General features: G+C 66.4%; 14 protein-coding genes. 3 read left to right on the top strand and 11 right to left on the bottom strand.

Annotated features, from left to right (window positions below; all coding sequences use genetic code 11):
• Positions 1–43: 43 nt before the first annotated feature.
• On the bottom strand, positions 44–1,732 hold the full coding sequence (locus WJU27_RS19250) for a sensor domain-containing diguanylate cyclase (protein WP_341423129.1): 1,689 nt from the start codon (positions 1,730–1,732) through the stop codon (positions 44–46).
• Between the two features lie 163 nt (positions 1,733–1,895).
• Between WJU27_RS19250 and tal the strand changes: the two genes are divergently transcribed.
• Positions 1,896–2,837 carry a transaldolase gene (gene tal / locus WJU27_RS19245; protein ID WP_341423128.1) on the top strand — a complete coding sequence of 314 codons (942 nt, stop codon included), beginning with the start codon at positions 1,896–1,898 and terminating at the stop codon, positions 2,835–2,837.
• Complete coding sequence (locus tag WJU27_RS19240) at positions 2,837–3,061, top strand: DUF1289 domain-containing protein (RefSeq protein ID WP_341423127.1); 225 nt, start codon at positions 2,837–2,839, stop codon at positions 3,059–3,061. Before tal ends, WJU27_RS19240 begins: the two co-directional genes overlap by 1 nt.
• Before the next feature lie 7 nt (positions 3,062–3,068).
• Here the strand turns inward: WJU27_RS19240 and WJU27_RS19235 are convergent, their stop codons facing one another.
• The gene (locus WJU27_RS19235) at positions 3,069–3,995 is read right to left on the bottom strand and encodes a catechol 2,3-dioxygenase (protein ID WP_341423324.1); all 927 of its coding nucleotides are present in this window, start codon (positions 3,993–3,995) and stop codon (positions 3,069–3,071) included.
• Between the two features lie 215 nt (positions 3,996–4,210).
• Here WJU27_RS19235 and WJU27_RS19230 point away from each other — a divergent pair, with 215 nt between their 5' ends.
• Positions 4,211–5,932: a sigma 54-interacting transcriptional regulator gene (locus WJU27_RS19230; protein WP_341423126.1), complete on the top strand. Its 1,722-nt coding sequence runs from the start codon at positions 4,211–4,213 to the stop codon at positions 5,930–5,932.
• Between the two features lie 329 nt (positions 5,933–6,261).
• Here WJU27_RS19230 and WJU27_RS19225 read toward each other — a convergent pair whose 3' ends face one another.
• The 9 genes from WJU27_RS19225 to dmpH form a co-directional block, all read right to left on the bottom strand.
• Complete coding sequence (locus WJU27_RS19225) at positions 6,262–7,236, bottom strand: VTT domain-containing protein (RefSeq protein ID WP_341423125.1); 975 nt, start codon at positions 7,234–7,236, stop codon at positions 6,262–6,264.
• Positions 7,237–7,359: 123 nt separating this feature from the next.
• A complete protein-coding gene (locus WJU27_RS19220; protein WP_341423124.1) occupies positions 7,360–8,442 on the bottom strand; it encodes an aromatic ring-hydroxylating dioxygenase subunit alpha in 1,083 nt (360 codons plus the stop codon).
• A 73-nt stretch (positions 8,443–8,515) separates the two neighbouring features.
• Entirely contained in the window at positions 8,516–9,478 is a 963-nt protein-coding gene (locus WJU27_RS19215) for a PDR/VanB family oxidoreductase (protein ID WP_341423123.1), read from the bottom strand.
• Between the two features lie 406 nt (positions 9,479–9,884).
• Positions 9,885–11,186: a DUF1329 domain-containing protein gene (locus WJU27_RS19210; RefSeq protein ID WP_341423122.1), complete on the bottom strand. Its 1,302-nt coding sequence runs from the start codon at positions 11,184–11,186 to the stop codon at positions 9,885–9,887.
• A 53-nt stretch (positions 11,187–11,239) separates the two neighbouring features.
• The gene (locus WJU27_RS19205; RefSeq protein WP_029143849.1) at positions 11,240–13,237 is read right to left on the bottom strand and encodes a DUF1302 family protein; all 1,998 of its coding nucleotides are present in this window, start codon (positions 13,235–13,237) and stop codon (positions 11,240–11,242) included.
• Between the two features lie 94 nt (positions 13,238–13,331).
• Positions 13,332–15,752 carry an efflux RND transporter permease subunit gene (locus WJU27_RS19200; RefSeq protein WP_341423121.1) on the bottom strand — a complete coding sequence of 807 codons (2,421 nt, stop codon included), beginning with the start codon at positions 15,750–15,752 and terminating at the stop codon, positions 13,332–13,334.
• On the bottom strand, positions 15,749–16,729 hold the full coding sequence (locus tag WJU27_RS19195) for a WD40/YVTN/BNR-like repeat-containing protein (RefSeq protein WP_341423120.1): 981 nt from the start codon (positions 16,727–16,729) through the stop codon (positions 15,749–15,751). The genes WJU27_RS19200 and WJU27_RS19195 overlap by 4 nt, the downstream gene beginning before the upstream one ends.
• Positions 16,730–16,798: 69 nt before the next feature.
• A complete protein-coding gene (locus WJU27_RS19190; RefSeq protein ID WP_008064271.1) occupies positions 16,799–16,990 on the bottom strand; it encodes a 4-oxalocrotonate tautomerase in 192 nt (63 codons plus the stop codon).
• A gap of 30 nt (positions 16,991–17,020) precedes the next feature.
• Complete coding sequence (gene dmpH / locus WJU27_RS19185; RefSeq protein WP_020165927.1) at positions 17,021–17,809, bottom strand: 2-oxo-3-hexenedioate decarboxylase; 789 nt, start codon at positions 17,807–17,809, stop codon at positions 17,021–17,023.

Below are 17,809 nucleotides of genomic sequence, written 5' to 3'. Positions count from 1 at the left end.
GGATGTTTCGATTTCAAGAGCGCGCGAACAATGACCGGCCGGATCAGCCGTCGGCCGTCTGCGCCTGTTCGCTGACCAGGCGGTTGCGGCCGGCGCGCTTCGCCTCGTAAAGCATGGCGTCGGCGAGGCGGACGGCGGCGTCCTCGTCCTCGTGATCGGGCTGCGCCATCGCAAGGCCTATGCTCATCGTGACGACGCCGACCGCCGCGGTGGGCGACATCTCGACCGCCCGCCTGACCTTCTCGCCGACGCGACATGCGTCGTCCAGAGACGTGGCGGGCAGCAGCAGCAGAAACTCCTCGCCGCCGAAACGGGCGACGAAATCGCTCTCCCGCAGCGCCGCCTTGAGCACCACCGCGACGTGGCGCAGCACCGCGTCGCCAGCCGGATGGCCATGACCGTCGTTGATGCGCTTGAAGTGATCGATATCGGCCACCAGCACCGCATAGCCCTTGCGCGACCGCCGCATGCGGACGAATTCGTCGCGCAGGCGTTCGTTCGCTGCCAGCCGGTTGGGCAGACCGGTCAGTGCGTCCCGCCGCGCCTGATCGCGCAGTTCGTCGTTCAGGCGCGCCAGTTCGGCGGTGCGCTCGATCACCTTGTGTTCGAGGTCGCGGTTGCTCGCCTCCAGCGCCTCGCGCCGCTGTATCAGGGTTGCCGCCATGCCGCGCAGCGCGTCGACCAGATGCCGCAGTTCGACCGATCCGGCGCCCACTTCGAGCGTGACCCCCTCGTCGCCCTTCTCGATCCGGCGCGCCAGCGTCGCCAGCCGCTCCAGCGGCTGGCTCAGTCGCGACGCCACCACCCACGACAGCAGCAGCAGGATGGCCACCGCGAGCAGCGCAAACCCCAGCACCACCTTGCGCAGCGCCACCACGTCTTCCATCACGCGGTCGAGCGGCTGGCGGATGACGACCTGCCAGCCCAGCGGACTGGTCTGGATGATCTCGCGCACCGGTGCCATCGAGGTTACGTAGGCGGTGGTGCTCGACCAGTTGTCGATGAAGAAACCCGGACGCGTCGGGCGACCGCTCGGTTGCGGCACGGCGAGTCGACTGTCCTCCGGATAGATCACGTCGCCCTGCCCGTTGACGATGAGGATGTCCATGCCCACGCGCTCGGCGTTGCTCGGCCGCAGCACCCGCAGTACGGAGCCTGCCCAGTCCCAATGCACATGGGCGGCCAGTACGCCGCGCACCTGACCATCCTCACCGGACACCGGCACCGCGATGTCGATGAAGCGCATCGGGCCGGCTCCCTTCTTCGGCAGCAGCTTGGCCAGCAACAGGGCCTCGTGCAGATCGCCGACGAAAACCCCGTCGAGCCCGCCGGCAAACCACGGCCTCTGCGCCACGTTCTGCCCGAGCAGCAGATCGTGCGTGGCCGCCTGCACCACGCCGTCGAGATCGGCAACGCCTATCCACGAATACTGCGGATAGGAGTTCTGCAGCCGCTCCAGGCTGCCGCGAAAGGCGCTGTCGTCCAGCGGTTCGCGACGGAACAGTCGGGTGTCGGACAGCAGTTCGATCTCGCGGCGGCGCTCGTTCAGGCTTTCGGCCAGCACCGCGGACATCGCGGTCGCCAGTTCGTGTATCGCGTGGCCGCGCTCGTTCAGCAACTGCTCCGCATAGACGTGGTTGATGTACAGATAGGCCGGTAGACCCACGATCAGCGCCAGGCCGCCACACAGCAGCGCAAGGCGGTTACGGAAACTGCCGGGCATCAACGTCATCGGACTCGCTGTCTCGTACGTGCGGGAACCGGAACGATACGCCAAGCGGCATGCGTACCCCAAGCGGCACGCTTCGCCAAATGCACGCGGCGACGGCCGACTCGCAATACACTCCGGGCACACGTGAACATCGCACCGGACCAGGACCCCGACGGAGCCCCCCATGACCACCCATCTCGAATCGCTGAAACAGCATTCCATTGTCGTCGCCGACACGGGCGACATCGAATCCATCGCCCGGCTGAAGCCGCAGGACGCGACCACCAACCCGTCGCTGCTGCTGAAGTCGGCGCAGGATGCCCGCTACCGTCCGCTGCTCGACGGCGCGCTGGCGCAGGCGAAAGCCGCCGGTGAGGATCTGTCCGGCGCGATAGACCGGCTGTTCGTCGCCTTCGGCTGCGAAATCCTGAAGCACGTGCCCGGCCGGGTGTCGACCGAGGTCGATCCACGCCTCAGCTTCGACACGGAAGCCAGCATCGCCAAGGCGCGCCACCTGATCGCACTGTACGAGGCGGCCGGCATTTCGCGCAGCCGTGTGCTGATCAAGGTCGCCAGCACCTGGGAAGGCATACGCGCGGCGGAAAAGCTCGAACGCGACGGCATCCACTGCAACCTGACGCTACTGTTCGGCATGGCCCAGGCCATTGCCTGCGCCGACGCCGGCGTCACGCTGATCTCGCCTTTCGTCGGCCGCATCTACGACTGGTACTGCGCGCAGCAGAAGGTGACCGACATTTCGCTGGAGCAGGATCCGGGCGTCGCTTCGGTCACTCGCATCTACAACTACTACAAGCAGCACGGCTACCACACCGAGGTGATGGGCGCGAGTTTCCGCAAGGTGGGTCAGGTCGAGGCGCTGGCCGGCTGCGACCTGCTCACCATCGCCCCCGACCTGCTGGACCAGATGGCCGCCCTGCCGGGCGAACTGGAGCGCCGACTCGACCCGACGCGCACGACACCGGCCGAACGCGTCGTGCTCGACGAAAGGGCCTACCGCTGGCTGCACAACGAGGACGCGATGGCAGTCGAAAAGCTGTCGGACGGCATCCGCCGCTTCGACGTCGACGCGCGCAAGCTCGACGCCTTCGTCGCCGGCCTGATGTGATGAGCGAACTGCCGCCGGCCGACGAGCCCGATACCCCCTGCGTCGCCATCTGCAGCACGCTGTTCGATGAAGTGTGCCGCGGCTGCGGCCGCACCGTCATGGAAGTGGCGAACTGGGTATTCATGACGGCGGAAGAGAAGCGTGCGGTATGGACGCGGATACGCGCCGAGGGCTATCCCCGGCGCGACATCCAGGGCCTGACCGACCGGCCGGAGCGGCGATAGCGACCGCTCAGGTGTGCACGTTCAGGAAGGCCTCGTTCAGCTTGCGGTCGTGATAGAAGATCGCGCGCCCGAGGTCTTCCACCTTCCACGTAATGACCGGCTTGTCCGGGTAATGGATGTAGCCGCCGGCGAACACCTCGTTGCGGTTGCCCGACGGATCGAAGAAGTAGATCGTCGCGCCGCGCGTGATGCCGTGCCGCGTCGGACCGATGTCCAGTGACACATCGTTCTTCGAGATCAGGTCCGCCGCCCGCAGCACGTCGTTCCACGTATCCAGGATGAAGGAGCAGTGGTGGAAGCGGCCCTTCTCCGGATTGCGGATGAAGGCGATGTCGTGCGGCTTGGTCGAGCAGGTCAGGAACACGCCCACCATCAGGTCGCCCGCCATCACCTGTTCGGCGATCCTGAAACCCAGCACCTCGGTGAACAGCTTCACCACCCCATCCACATCGTCGCCGTACAGCAGGCAGTGGTCGAAGCGGGTCGGCTGCATGCCGATCAGGCCATCGGGCCAGGGGTCCGGATTCACGTCCGGCAGGCCGTTGCCCACCTTGTCCTTGGTCGCGAACAGTTCGATCGCGTGCCCGGTCGGCACCGTGAAGCGGAAGCGGCGGCCGGTATGCAGATGTTCGCCGGCCGGTATCCATTGCAGGTCGGTCGCCAGACGGCTGCCTTCGACCGCCGCCGCCAGACTGTCCAGCGTCGCCTCGCTGTCCACACGGAAGCCCATGTAGTCCATGCCCGGCGCCTCCGCCGCGCGCAGCACCACACTGTGGTGGTCGTGTTCGTCCCAGGCCTTGAAATACACCCGACCCTGGGCATCCCGCCCGGTCTCGATCAGGCCCAGTACCTGCCCGTAATGCTTTACCGCGGCCTCCAGGTCGGTCACGCGTAGCGCGACATGACCCGGGCGCAGCACGCCGGTCATCGGCATATTTCCATCCTCCATCCGTTTATCGTGGCCCGGCTCGTGACCGGGCACGCTGACAGTGCAATCGCCATACCAGCGGAAGGCTTTGAGGCAAGCACCTGTTTATTCGAAGATTCAATAAAAATCTCGACATTTTTTGACAGCGATTTCATGATTTGGCGAAACCGGGCCCGCGGTCACCTGCGGCATATCCGGCAAACCGACGACTGGAATCCGCCATGCCCCGCTCTTCCCACGGTCCGCTGACCGCCATCACCGACACCATCGACGACCGCACGCTGGCGAAGAACGTCCATTTCGCGCCGGACAGCGGCCACATCCTGCTGTTCGGCCAGCGCATGCTGCTGATGCACGGCGCATCGGTGGCCACACTGCGCCACGAACTGGTGGAACGGCTGGGACTGGATCGCACCCGTGAACTGTTCACCCGCATCGGTTACCAGCAGGGCGTGGACGACGCGCGCTGCCTCCGCGAAGCCGAGGGCGGCGACCTGACGCGCACGCTGGCGCTCGGCCCGCGGCTGCGCGAGATCGAAGGCTTCGTGCGCAACCAGGCTGTGGATCGCATGCAGTTCAACACCGACAGCGGCGAGTTCTGGGGCGATTACTACTGGCAGTCCTCGTGGGAAGCGGAGGCGCATCTGCAGCACTTCGGCGTCAGTGGTTCGCCCGCCTGCTGGATGATGACCGGCTATGCCAGCGGCTTCACGACGACGATGATGGGTCGCCCCATCCTGTGGCGCGAGCTGGAATGCGTCGCCATGGGTCACGCGCGCTGCCGCGTGATCGGCCGCCCGCTGGAGGAGTGCGAGGACAGCGCCGACGACCTGAGCTTCCTGCGCATCGAGGACTTCGTGTCGGCGCCACGCGGACGCCACGCCCCGGTCGACACCGCCGCGACGACGAGCCTGCCCGATCTGGTCGGTGCCTCGGCCGGCTTCAACGCCGTCGCCCACCTGATACGCCGCGTCGCGCCGACCGACGCCACCGTGCTGCTGCTGGGCGAAAGCGGTGTCGGCAAGGAGCGCTTTTCGAAAACCCTGCACGCCATCGGTCCACGCGCAAAAGGACCTTTCGTCGGTGTGAACTGCGCCGCCATCCCGGCCGAACTGGTGGAGGCCGAACTGTTCGGCGTCGAGCGCGGCGCCTTCACCGGCGCGCACGCGTCACGGCCGGGCAAGTTCGAGCGCGCACACGGCGGCACCCTTTTCCTCGACGAGATCAGCAGCCTGCCCATGCCGGCCCAGGGCAAGCTGCTGCGCGCGCTGCAGGAAGGCGAGGTCGAGCGCGTCGGCGACACCCGCGTGCGGCCGGTTGACGTGCGCATCGTCGCCGCCGCCAACCGTGACCTGCGCGCCGAGGTCGCCGCCGGCCGCTTCCGCGAGGACCTGTTCTTCCGCCTCAACGTGTTCCCGATCGAGATACCGCCGCTGCGCGAACGGCGCGAGGACATCGCGCTAATGCTCAACGTGTTCGTCGAACGCTACGCGAAGCGCTTCGGCAAGCACATCGCCGGCCTCACCCAGCGCGCGGCCGAAGCACTGTGGGCCTACGACTGGCCGGGCAATGTGCGCGAACTGGAGAACATCGTCGAGCGCGCGGTCATCCTCGCCGACGACGGCGGCAACCTCGACGTGCAGCATCTCTTTTCCGGCGGCGAGCGGCTGACCCAGCCGATGTTCAACCTGTCGGCCGGTGGCCGGCTGACGCGCGCCGCCGATGCGTCGGCGCCATCGACCGGCACGCCGCCGGACGGCATTGATGCGCACATCGCCTCGCTGGTCGACGCCGGTCTTCGCTTCGACGAACTCGAACAGCGCCTGCTCGACCACGCGATGACGCGCACCGGCGGCAATCTGTCGGCAGCCGCCCGCCTGCTCGGATTGAGGCGGGGGCAGTTCGAATACCGCGCGAAGAAGCGGGAAGCAGGGGCTGGCTGATGCCGCGCCGATGGTCGAGCAGGCTCGGCTCTTGTGGGAGCAACCTCTGGTCGCGATGCAGCATCAACGGGCCGCCGGCTTCGCTTCAGGCCGCCATCGCGAGCAAGCTCGCTCCCACAAAAGCCTGGCCGTAGCGGCAAATCAGGTCTGTTCCCGTGGGAGCGGCCTTGGCCGCGATGCGGCCGTGGCACTCCGCCGGCTTCGATTCACGCTGCTGTCGGGGTCAGAAGACCCCTCCCACAGAACCCCGGCTCCGACCACGGATCAGGCGCACGCACCGTGGGAGCGGCCTTGGCCGCGACAGGGCTGTCGCGAACCGTAGCTTCGTTTCAAAGGCTGCTGTCGCCAGCAAGCACGCGGCCGTCAGACAGCGCCGATGCCCCCATCACTTCCACCCGATACCCCGCCGCCTGCCATCCTTCTATCCCGCCGCGCAGCGGTCGGGCATGGCGCAGGCCGGCCGCGTGCAGCTTCAGTGCCGCGCGCACCGCCGACACGTCGTTCGGGCAGGCGCAGTAGGTCACCAGCACGCCGTCCTTCGGCAGACGGTGCGCGTGTGCGTCGATCTGCTCCAGCGTGATGCTCAGCGCGCCGGGAATGCGCACCGGCTCGGCATCGACGATGAGGCCAGAGCGCACATCGACCACCGTGACCGCGTCGCCGCGGTCGAGCATGGCAAGCAGTTCTTCCGGCGCCAGTCGCTCCGACTGCAGCTGACGCAGCGCCCGACGACGCTCGATCCAGCGCCAGCCGATGTAGAGCGCCAACAGCACGCCGACAAGGGCCGCCGCGTAGGCACCCAGTTCGGCCAACGCATCGAGCACCGCCTCGATCTGCGTCGCGAACAGCAGGCCGATCACCAGCGCGGCGCCCGCCCACAGCACGGCGCCAGCAGTGTTGAACAGCATGAAGGCCGACGGCCGCATGCCCAGCGCGCCAGCCAGCGGCGGCGCAATCGTCGACAGCCCCGGCACGAACTTGGCGATCACCAGCGTCGCGATGCCGTAGCGGGTGAAGGTGGATTCGCTCTGCCGCACGCAGGTATCGGGCGACAGCGAAATGCGGCACAGCAGACGCAGCACGCGGTGGCCCTGCAGTCTGCCGGCGACGTACCACGCAAGGTCGCCGAGCGAGGACGCGGCCACCGCCACCAGCAGCGCGAACACGCCGTACATCGGCTCATCCGCCACCCGCGCGCCGGCCAGCATCACCAGCGGCATCGCCGGTATCGGCAGGCCCAGCTGTTCCGCCAGCACCACCAGAAAAATCAGCCACAGCCCATACTGGGCCAGCAATTCGGTCACGCTCTTCTCCGCAATGAATTTCGGCCGCCACGATGACACGGAATCGTGACGACCGAAAAGTCGTTCCGGGCAGATGAGGGCGACCCGCGGCAATTTCCAGCCGTGACCGCGAGGCACCCCGCGTCAGCCCACCGCGCGCAGCGTGCCGTTGCGTTCGGCCTCGATCAGCTTCTTCAGCAGCTTGCGCACGCGCACCGCGGCGATGTCGTTGCTCATCAAGACCGGGTTCAGCGAGAAGAAATCGGTGGTGCCCATTTCGTCCTGCGTCGCCTGGATGACCGGGCCGTCCTCGTTTTCGAAGGCGGCGTGCATGGCGCGTATCTTCATCGCGTTGTACTCGGCGTTGTCGACGTCGTGATTGCGCCGGGTGGCGAAGTAGTAATGGGTGGTCGTCGCCGATTCCGGCGTGCACGTGTGCAGGTCGTACTGCCCGGTGCAGTGCTCCAGCGTCAGCGGGCCGTCGTCCTGCACCGCCGCCACCGTGAGCTGGATGTTGGCCGGCGGCGTCCAGGTGATGTCGAAGAAGTGCCGGGCGGGCGCGGCAGGATCCGGCAGGAAGTTCGCGAAAATGAGCATGGCCGGCTGCTGGCTCCACTCCCAGCGGGCGTTCACGCTGTCCGCACCCTCTTTCACCGCCGGCACCAGCGGCGACAGCTGGCCGCGGGTACTGATGATTTCGCTGTGCACATGGTCGATGTGGCTCAGATCCATCACGTTATCGATGATGAGCTCGTAGTTCACGTCCATGCGCATATAGGTGTGCGCCAGCGCGTTCGGATGCCCCTCGTCGAGCGGCCCGAAGTCCGGCAGCTTCGCCGGGTCGGCCAGTGCGGCGTCGCCCATCCAGATCCACACGAAGCCGTACTTCTCCAGCAGCGGAAAGCTGCGCACCTTGGCCGCCTTCGGGATCAGGCCGTTGCCGTGCGGGTTGTGGGTGCACGCGCCGCTGCAGTCGAAGCGCAGCGCGTGATAGGCGCACACCACATCGTCGCCGATGCGCTTGCCCAGGTGCAGCGGCGCGAACCGGTGCGGGCAGCGGTCGTGCAGCGCGACCGGCGAGCCATCCGCCTTGCGGTAGATGAGCACCGAGGTGTCGAGTATCCGGCGGTGGAACATGCCGTCGGCCGGTACCTCGCTCGACAGCGCGGCGACATACCAGCAGTCCGTCAGGAACTCGACCTTCTTTTCCAGTGCTTTCGTTTCCATTCTGTTGTCTCCTCCGTCTTGTCGTAATGCGCCCGGCGGACACCGGACGGTCCTGCAGGCCGGCGGGCTCCGATCAGAGATCGAGCACCAGCACGGCGGATTTCGAGCGCGAACAGCAGGGCGTGAAGCAGTCGTTCGCCGCCCTCTCCGCGTCGCTGAAGTACATGTCGCGGTGATCCGGTTCGCCGGCCAGCACGCGGGTGACACAGGTGCCGCAGATACCCTGTTCGCAGGACAGCGGCACCTCGACGTCATGCGCGGCCAGTGCCGCCGCCACCGTCTGCCCGGCGGCCACCGGCACGACGCGACCGCTGCGCGCGAGCTGCACGGCGAAGGCCTGGTCGCCGCTGCGCGCGCCGTCGGTCGCGGCGAAAGATTCAGCGTGGATGTTGGCGTCGGCCCAGCCGGCCGCGCGTGCGCTGCCGATCACGTGATCCATGAAACCCGTCGGCCCGCATACGTACAGGTGCGTGTCGGCTGAGGGCGCGGCCAGCACGGCCGCGGCATCAAGCTTCTGCCGCGCATCGCCGTCGTCGAAATGCAGGCGCACGCGGTCGGCCCAGGGTGCATCGCGCAGCCGGTCGAGGAAGGCGGCGCGCGCCGGCGAGCGAGCGCAGTAGTGCAGCGTGAAGTCGGACTGGCCGTGCGCCAGCTGCTGCGCCATCGCCAGCATCGGCGTGATGCCGATGCCACCGGCGAACAGCAGCGAACGGCGCGCCGGCAGCAGCGCGAACAGGTTGCGCGGTGCGCCGATGCGGATGTGCATGCCGGCGTGCAGGTCGTCGTGCGCGCTGCGCGAACCGCCGCGGCCGGTCGCTTCGCGCAGCACGCCCAGTTCGTACTGCCGCCCCTGCGCCGGGTCGCCGAGCAGCGAGTACTGGCGCACCAGGCCATTCGGCAGTTCGACGTCGATGTGGGCACCGGCCGCGAAGGCCGGCAGCGGCGTGCCCGCCGGCGATTCGAGCACGATGTGGACGATGTCGTCGGCGACCCGCGCGTGGCGGGTGACGACGACCGGGATGTTCGGCGCGCTCATGTGCGGACGCCTTCGGCATGGGCGCGCGACCAAAGCGCGGCGCAGGGACTGTGCTGCATTCTTCCTCCGGATGTTCTTGTCGTGCGCGGCCGTCAGGCCACGCCGACTCCGGTTTTGCAACGAGCGTGCCAAGCTCATCCTTCAGCGCAAGCCATTGATTCGATGCCGATTACAAATATCAGCGCGGCATTCACCGCGCACTCCGGACTGCACTTCCGGATTTGTGAAATCCGCATTTCCGCATATGGAGAAGTGCCGCGGCACCACGACAGACGCACCCGACAGCGGCGAAAAAAAGCCCCGCCGCGGGGGGTACCGGGGCGGGGCGCTTCCCGACGAGCGGGAACGAGGAGTACTGCTCACATCATCGTTGGCGTCACGCGGACAGGCGTGACGGGGGCAGGCTTCAGTTGCCGCCGCGCATGTTCTGCACCTGGAACAGGTTGGCCGGGCTCAGCTTGGGATCGACCTTGCCCTTGAACTGGCCGGTCGTGCAGTGCTTGGCCTGCACGTCCACCATCGAGAAGGAATCGTCGAGCGCAACACCAGTGCCCTTGTTGATCGGCAGGTGGAAGTCCGGGTGCGCCTTGCCGATGGTCCAGCTCTTCCACAGCTCGCCCTTGCGGTCGTACACCAGCGTGCGCGACGCGCCATAGACCTGCGCGTCGAAATGCATGATGCGCTTGCCGACCGGGTGGTTGCTGTTGACCGGCACCGCCTCGACGACGTGCACCTTGCGCAGCTGCCAGGTGATGTCGGGGAAGCATTCGCCCTGACCGGTGAAGCTCACGTACTTGTAGCCGTCCTCTTCCTTGAATTCGTCCGACAGCTTCATGTCGTTGTGCTTGTAGTAGGGCATCAGCAGGTTCTTCGTGCCGACGAACTTCCACTGCATGTCGGACACGCGGCTCTCATACCCCTCGAAGTCCTCGATCATCAGGTCGGAGCCGAGGAAGGAGTCGGTCACCTGGCCTGCCGCCAGGCGGCGCACGCGACGCTGGAAGCCCAGGTAGAGGTAGGCGTCGTCGAACTTGGTGTCGTCTTCGTACTTCTGTATCAGCAGCTGGGTGTTCTTCAGATCCTGCGGTTCCAGCACCTGGGCGTAGATGGCGCGGTAGAGATTGGCCGCGTTCGGCGATACCTCGGGCGTCGGCGCGTGGTCGGTGCGGTGCTTGAAGTTCAGGAAGAAGAAATTGAACTTCAGCGTCCGTTCGAGCTGGCCGGTCGTCATGTTGCGGTACTTCCAGTAGAACGGGTGGATGGCGGCGTTGTCGCCCCAGTTGGCGCCGTACTTGAAGTTCCAGGCCACCTTCTCGCCGGCGCGCGGGTCCGAGGTGCTCGGCTCTTCCGGGAAGGGGCGGCCACCGGCAAAGCCTTCGATCTCGCCGGTCTTGGCGCCCAGCTTGGTCTTGTTCAGATTCTTGCGGGTCGCTTCGACATAGCCCTTGGGGTTGGGGAAGCTCAGCGTTTCACCGACCTTGATCTGGTACCAGCCGTTCTTGATCACCATGTACATGCCGGCGTCCAGCGCGTCCTTGAACTGGTCGACGTTGTCCTTGTTGATGGTCATGCCGGCACTGAGACCAGGGAAGGTCGGGAAGCCCTTCTTGTACGGCTCGAAGGCGGTTTCGACATCGGCTTCGCTGGCGGCGAAGGCCTGGGTGCACAGTCCGGCTGCGAGCAGGCCGGCGGCGAGTAGCTTGTTCATTGCGTGCGTCTCCTGTGAAGCCGGGGCGCACGCCCCGGCACTGCGGTGGAAGGTCAGAACTTGTAGCGAAGGGTTGCGTAGATCTCGTCCTCGGCCCACGCGGCACCGATCGGGCCGGCGCGGAAGCGGCCGAGAGGTTCGAGGCCGGCGAGGCCGCGCGAGAAGGCCTGGGTCGGATCGCCGCCGTAATTGCCCGAGGTGAAGGGCGGCCACGGATTGCAGGCGCGGCAGTCGTCGTACTTGTAGCGATCGTTGTCACTGCCCAGTTTCACGTTGGCGCCGATGGCGAACTTCAGGTTGTCGCTGAGCAGCCATTCGACCTGCGGAGCGGCCACCGTCGCCTGCGCGCGGAAGTCATGCGCGAAGATGATCTGCGGGCTCAGACGGTCGTTCTTCAGGAAGGCCTTGATCAGCAGCGTGCCGATCACGTTGTCCTCCCAGTCCGGGATGCCGATGCGGCCGCCCATCGGGCCGCGTTGGTCGTCGTGGTTGAAGATGTGCTGGTAGAACAGCTGACCGGAAATGAGCGTCGTGCGACGCGGATTGATGAAGGGGATGAAGGTCGGCCGGTCGACACCGATGACCGCACGGAACACGTTGTTCTTCGAGTAAAGCTCCGGCTTGGACGTGTTGGCGAATTCCTCGCCGTCGGTCAGCGCCGCCTCGACGCGCACCGCCGCGTTGGCAGCTTCCCACTCGAAGTCCATCGAACCGCCGATCAGGTTCACGCGCGGGAAGTGCATGTCGAAAGAGATCAGGTAGGGCCAAGAGTCACGGAACTCGCCGGTGAAACCGTTGGTGCCGCGGCGCCCACCGCGCAGGCTTGGGAGCTGCGAGCGGTAGGTCAGTGCGTTCAGCGAGAAGGACAGACCGCTCTGGGTCACGCCTTCGTACTTCACGCCCAGTTGCGTGTTCTTCAGCTTCCAGCCCGGCAGATGCACGTCGGCCAGACCGATCTGGCCGGGGCCGAAGTCGGTCGCGAGATAGGAGCCAGGCACGCCCGGAATGTTGGCGAAGTTGGCCACCGTGCCGCCGTTGTCCCACAGGTTCTTCATGCCACGGAAGAAGCAGCCGGCGTCGAGGATGACGTTGGCCGTGCCGCACTGGCCGAGGTTGTTGGCGCGGAACTGGTCGAAGTTCCACACCACCTGCAGGTTGCGCTCCTGCATGGTTTCACTGCCGCCCATGCGGTACTCGGCCTGGACCATCCACATCGGAATGCGGATGTCTTCCAGCTCGTCATAGATGTTGTTTCGCGAGTAATCGACCGGGTTGATCACGTCGAGCACGCGGAACAGGTCGGTGCGGCCCCACACCACCTGCTGCTTGCCGATCTTGAGGAAGATCGAGCGCTGATCATCGAGCGCGAAGGTCTTCTTCACATAGGCTTCGCGGATGAAATCCAGACGCGAATTGAACTCGGGTGACTCCAGTTCCGACCGCTTCTTGTCGCCATAGCCACCGAAGTCGGTACAACCGCGGCTGTCGTAGTCGCAGGGACGCACCGGCACGCCGAAGGCGGCTCCGCCCTCCACATCGTGCCAGCGATCGCCGAGCACGCGCAGGCCGTCGTTCGGGTTGCGGTTCAGATCGAAGCCGAAGGAGGGCGTGTCGATCAGGCCGTTGTCACCGACCACGCCCTGACCGTGCGGCGTCGAGCGCGTGCCGCCGAAGGCACCGGCCGGATCGGTGGTGTCCAGGTTAATGGCGCCGCCGGCCTCCTTGCCGTATTGGTCGTCGTTGATGCGATAGACGCCGTCGAAGGTGCCCCGCAGCACGCCATGGAACTCCCAGCCGTTGCCGAGCGCCTTGTCCGCCTCGATCTGCAGCGTGTTGCGGAACTTCGAAAGACCGACAGTGCGGTTGGTGTTGTCCTTGCCGCGAAAACGGGTGTCGTTCTCGTAATAGACGTCGACCTTCCACTTGTCCTGGCTGCTGCCCAGGTCCGGCAGGTTGTCCTGCGCCATCGCGTTCAGTGCGGCGAGTGCGCACAGTGCCCCTCCCAGCCCGACACGGGCCGCGAGGTGGCTCCTCTTCTTGTATGTGTCCACCTTGTCCTCCTCCTGTTTGTCCTGCTATCGCACTGCTGACTCTCTCTGTTTTGCCGGGCGGACGGACATCCGCCCGGAGGGTTGAAGCGTTTGATCAGGCGGCTGCACGGGCAACGTCCCGCGGCGCGTCGTCCTCTTCCAGCACACCGTCCTCGTCGTAGTGGGTGGCAACCACGAAGTGCGGGCGGAACACCACGCACCAGGCAGGCACGATGAGCATCGCGGCCAGCGCATTGACGACCAGCATGAAGGACAGCAGGACAGCGGCATCCGACTGGAAGCGCAGGTCGGACATGAAGATCCACATGACGACACCGGCGATCAGCGTCGCGGCGGTGAATGACACGGCGTAGCCGGTGGTGGCGACCGCATTGACGACGGCGCGATGGATGTTGCGGGTGACCGCCATTTCCTCGCGGATGCGGTCCATGAAGTACACCGCGTAGTCGATGCCGACGCCGACGCCGACCGCGATCACCGGCACCGTGTTCACGCTGATGCCGATGTCGGCCCAGCCCATGTAGGCATAGGTCATGACGGTGGCGAACAGCATGGGCAGCACCATCAGCCAGCCAGCGTGCAGCGACTGGTAGTAGGCCATCACCAGGAGGAAGGCCAGCAGCATCACCGCCGGAATGATGATCATGTGGTCGGTGTGCAGCGCCTGGTTGGCCGCTGCGGTGACGCCGATGATGCCGCCACCCAGCTCTATCTTCAGGCCCGGCACCTCGGCCTCGATGCGCGCCTTGCCCTCTTCGGCGAGCGCGACCACCCGGTTGATGGTTTCCGCCTGGTGGTCCTTGTAGAAGAACACCATGTTGGCTTCGTTCTCGTCCGGGTTGATGTACTCCTTCAGCGCCCCCGGAATCGGGCTGGACGCCATATAGGCGAACATCAGGCCGCCCACCTCGTCGGCGTTGTCCGGTATCTGCGCCCAGCGCGGATCGTCGTTGTGAGTGAGCTGGTTCACCACGCGCACCACGCCCGGCAACGCACGCGCGCCGCCCAGCGTCGGGTCGGACAGCATGTGCGCCTGGAAGCGCTCGATCGCGTGCATCACCTCGGGCCGCTTGATGCCGCCCTTCTCTTCGGTACGGGCGACGATGTGCAGCTCTTCCGAACCGGGGAACAGCGTGTTGATGGCCGCCGTCGACACGTTGTAGTCGTGGTCGCGGTTGAGCAGCGGGCTGCCGGGTTCGGACTCGCCGAGCTGCACCTTGGCCACGTACCAGCTGCCGACGACGACGCAGGCCAGCGACGCGAACAGGATGGCGCGCGCGCCGCCGTCAGTGCCGCCGGTACGCGCCATCGCGTTGCCGAGGAAGTTGCGCACGCCCTCGTTGGCGTTCTCCATCGTCTTCGGCTGCGGCAGCACGGTCAGTGCCAGCGGCACCATGAAGTGCACCGTGAAGATGACCGAGAAACCCCAGAAGCCGGCGGCCAGGCCGAGCTTGTAGTTGAAGGGCGCGGCACCCAGCACCAGCACCGCGATGCCCACCGCGTCGACGATGATGGCCAGAGAACCAGGGCGGAACAGCGCATCCAGCGCGTTGCGCGCGGCCTGCTTGCCGTTCTTCACGATGGCCAGTTCCTCGTAGTAGCGCACCACCAGTTGCACGCCGTGCGAAGTGGCGCGGGCGGCGATCAGGAAGGGAATGGGCAGCGACAGCGGTTCGAGGTTGATGCCGGCCATGGCCATGAAGCCCAGGCCCCAGATCGACGACAGCGCGATGCCCAGCAGCGGCAGCGCGATGCCATAGAGGCGGCGGAAATACACGATCAGCAGCGTTGCCAGCAGCGCCAGCGTCCACGCCAGGATCTGCACGATCTGGTCGAGGTAGGTATAGACCCAGCCGGTCAGCACCGGATTGCCGGTCACGTGCACCTTGTGGCCGTCGCGCGCCAGCGTGTCGCGCACCTTCTGCAGCGCGGCGAAGGTTTCGACGTAGTCGAGCTCGCTCTCGTTGAGCTGCGCCTTGATCAGCGCCGCCTTGAAATCCGGCGACACCATCAGACCGAACAGGTTGGGATTGGCGATCACGTCGCGCTGCATCTGCGCAAGTTCGTCCGCCGAATAGGTCTTCGCCGGGTCGTAGTAGGGCTGCGACACGAAGCTGCCCTCGGGCGACAGGAACACCTTGCGCGCGGTACGGTGGGTCAGCGAGGACACCAGGTTGTGGTTCACGCTGGGCAGGTTGTCCACGCCCTGCGTGGCTTCATGCACAAGTTTCAGCGTGTCGTTGTTGAAGATCGTGCCCTGCTCGACCTCGATCGCCATCACGATCATGTTGGCGCCGCCGAAGTTCTCCTTGATGCGGTTGTAGGTCTGGATGTAGCTGTGCTCCTGCGGCAGCAGATCCGAGAAGTCGGAATAGATGCGCAGCTTGGGCAGCGCGGCGGCGAACACCAGCGTTGCCAGGAAGATCAGGCTGAGCACGATCTTCGGGTTGGCGAAGATCCACTCTTCGGCCTTGTGCAGCGAGTGGGTGATGGACTTGCGGATCGGGGCGATCATTTCGCTGCTCCGGGTTTGGATGAGCCGCCGTCGGCGACGGCACGCAGCAGGCCGCCAGGCCCGCCGATCAGAAGGGTGTTGTTCGCGGCGACCGAGGTGCCGGCCGCGAGCGGGACCGGCCGGGCGTCCGGGTAGGCCACGGCCACCCATTCCTCGCCCTGCAGACGCACCACCGCGCCACCGGCGCCGACCGCGTGCGGTGCGCCCGCGTGCACGAAGATGCGATACAGCGGTGCGCCGGCCCGATTCATCTGCGGCGCCCAGGTCAGTCCGCCGTCTGTGGTGTGCACGACCTGCCCGGCCAGACCGCTGACCCAGCCTTCGCTGGCCGACACGAACAGCGCGGCGTACGGGTAGAACTCCTCGGGCAGCGCACCGCGCTTGGCCCAGGTGTGACCGCCGTCCGTCGTGACCACCACGGTGCCGAACTCGCCAGTGGCGAATCCGTTCAGTTCGTCGACCATCTGCACCGTGGTGATCTGCAGGTCTTCCTGCAGGTCGGTCTTGACCCAGCTCTTGCCCTGGTCATCGCTGCGCACGATGAGCGCGCCGGTGCCGGCGACCCACCAGCGGCCCTGACGGTCGCAGTGCACGGCCAGCGCGGTGTGCGGCGCTTCCAGCGGCTGCGCGGTCCAGGCGGACAGCTGGGCGTCGGCCGTCCACAGCTTCCGGTAGAAATCGATGGCGATGAAGCGGCCGTCCGGGCACACGTCCATGCCGGTGATCGACGACGGCCCGGCGATGGGCTGCCGATTCCAGCTGCGGCCGCCGTCTGACGACACCAGCACCGCGCCGCTGCGGGTGCCGGCCGCGACCTTCTCGCCGTGCGCGGCCAGCGCCTGGATGGCGTCGTAACGCTGCACCGGCTTCTGCGCCTCGGCACGCGCCGCCGACAGATCGGGCGCCTGGGTGCAGCCGGTGGCGAACGAAGCGAGCGCAGCGCAGACGGCCAGCGCCCTGAATCCGTGATGGTTCATGTATTTCTCCTCCTTGCCCGGCTCTGCGGCCGGGTCGTCGATTGGGCTGAGTCGTGTGGCGGTGCGCGGCTAGCGCCCGAGGTCCTTTGCGCTGACGCCGCCGATGCCCCAGTGGGACTTCGGCACCTCGACGATCATCACGCGCACCGTTTCACGCGGTGCGCCGACCGCCTCGACCAGCGCCTGCGTCACCTTCTCGATGACGGCGCGCTTCTGGTCCTCGGTCCGGCCTTCGATCAGGTTGATCTGTGCGAATGGCATGGTTCGTTTCTCCTGATGGGCGAAGGGCGGTCAGACGAAGCGGACGCTGGTCGAACCGAGTGACTGGATGCGCAGGCTCACGCTGTCGCCGGCCGCAACGGCGACCGCCTCGGTGATGCCACCGGACAGGATGAGCGTGCCGGCCGGGATCTCCTCGCCGCGCCGGCCGAGCATGTTGGCCAGCATCGCGATCGCCGCCGCCGGGTGGCCGAGCACTGCTGCACCGGCGCCGAGCGCCACCGGCTGGCCGTTCTTCTCAAGCACGACGCCCAGCGTGCGCAGGTCCAGGCCTTCGACCGGCGTGGCGGTACCGCCGACCACGAAGCGCGACGACGAGCAGTTGTCGGCGACCACGCTCTTCAGGTCGAACTTGAAGTCGCGGTAGCGCGAATCGATGATTTCGATCGCCGGCACCACGAAGTCGGTGGCGGCGAGCACCGCGGCGATGTGGCAGCCCGGGCCCCGCAGCGGCGCCTTGGTGACGAAGGCGATCTCCGGCTCGACCTTGGGGTGGATGAGCTTCTTGGTGTCGATGTCGCCGCCGTCGGCGACCGCGAAGTCATCGACCAGGAAGCCGAACACCGGGTCTTCGACGCCCATCTGCTTCATCTTGGCGCGTGAGGTGAGCCCCGCCTTCAGGCCGACGATGCGTGCGCCGCGCGCCAGCTTGCGGGCGCGTATCGCGTCCTGCACCGCATAGGCGTCCTCCCAGTCCATGTCCGGGTGGTCGTCGGTGATCTTGGTGGTGTCGCGGGCTTCCAGCTCGCAGTTTTCGAGGCGCTCGGCGAGCAGCGCAATGGTGGTGCGGTCGAGGTTCAT

This window comes from Methyloversatilis sp. NSM2, assembly GCF_038066675.1.
Classification (GTDB): domain Bacteria; phylum Pseudomonadota; class Gammaproteobacteria; order Burkholderiales; family Rhodocyclaceae; genus Methyloversatilis; species Methyloversatilis discipulorum_A.
The sequence above is the reverse complement of the archived record's forward strand: the minus strand, read 5'-3'. Positions and strand labels throughout refer to the sequence as shown.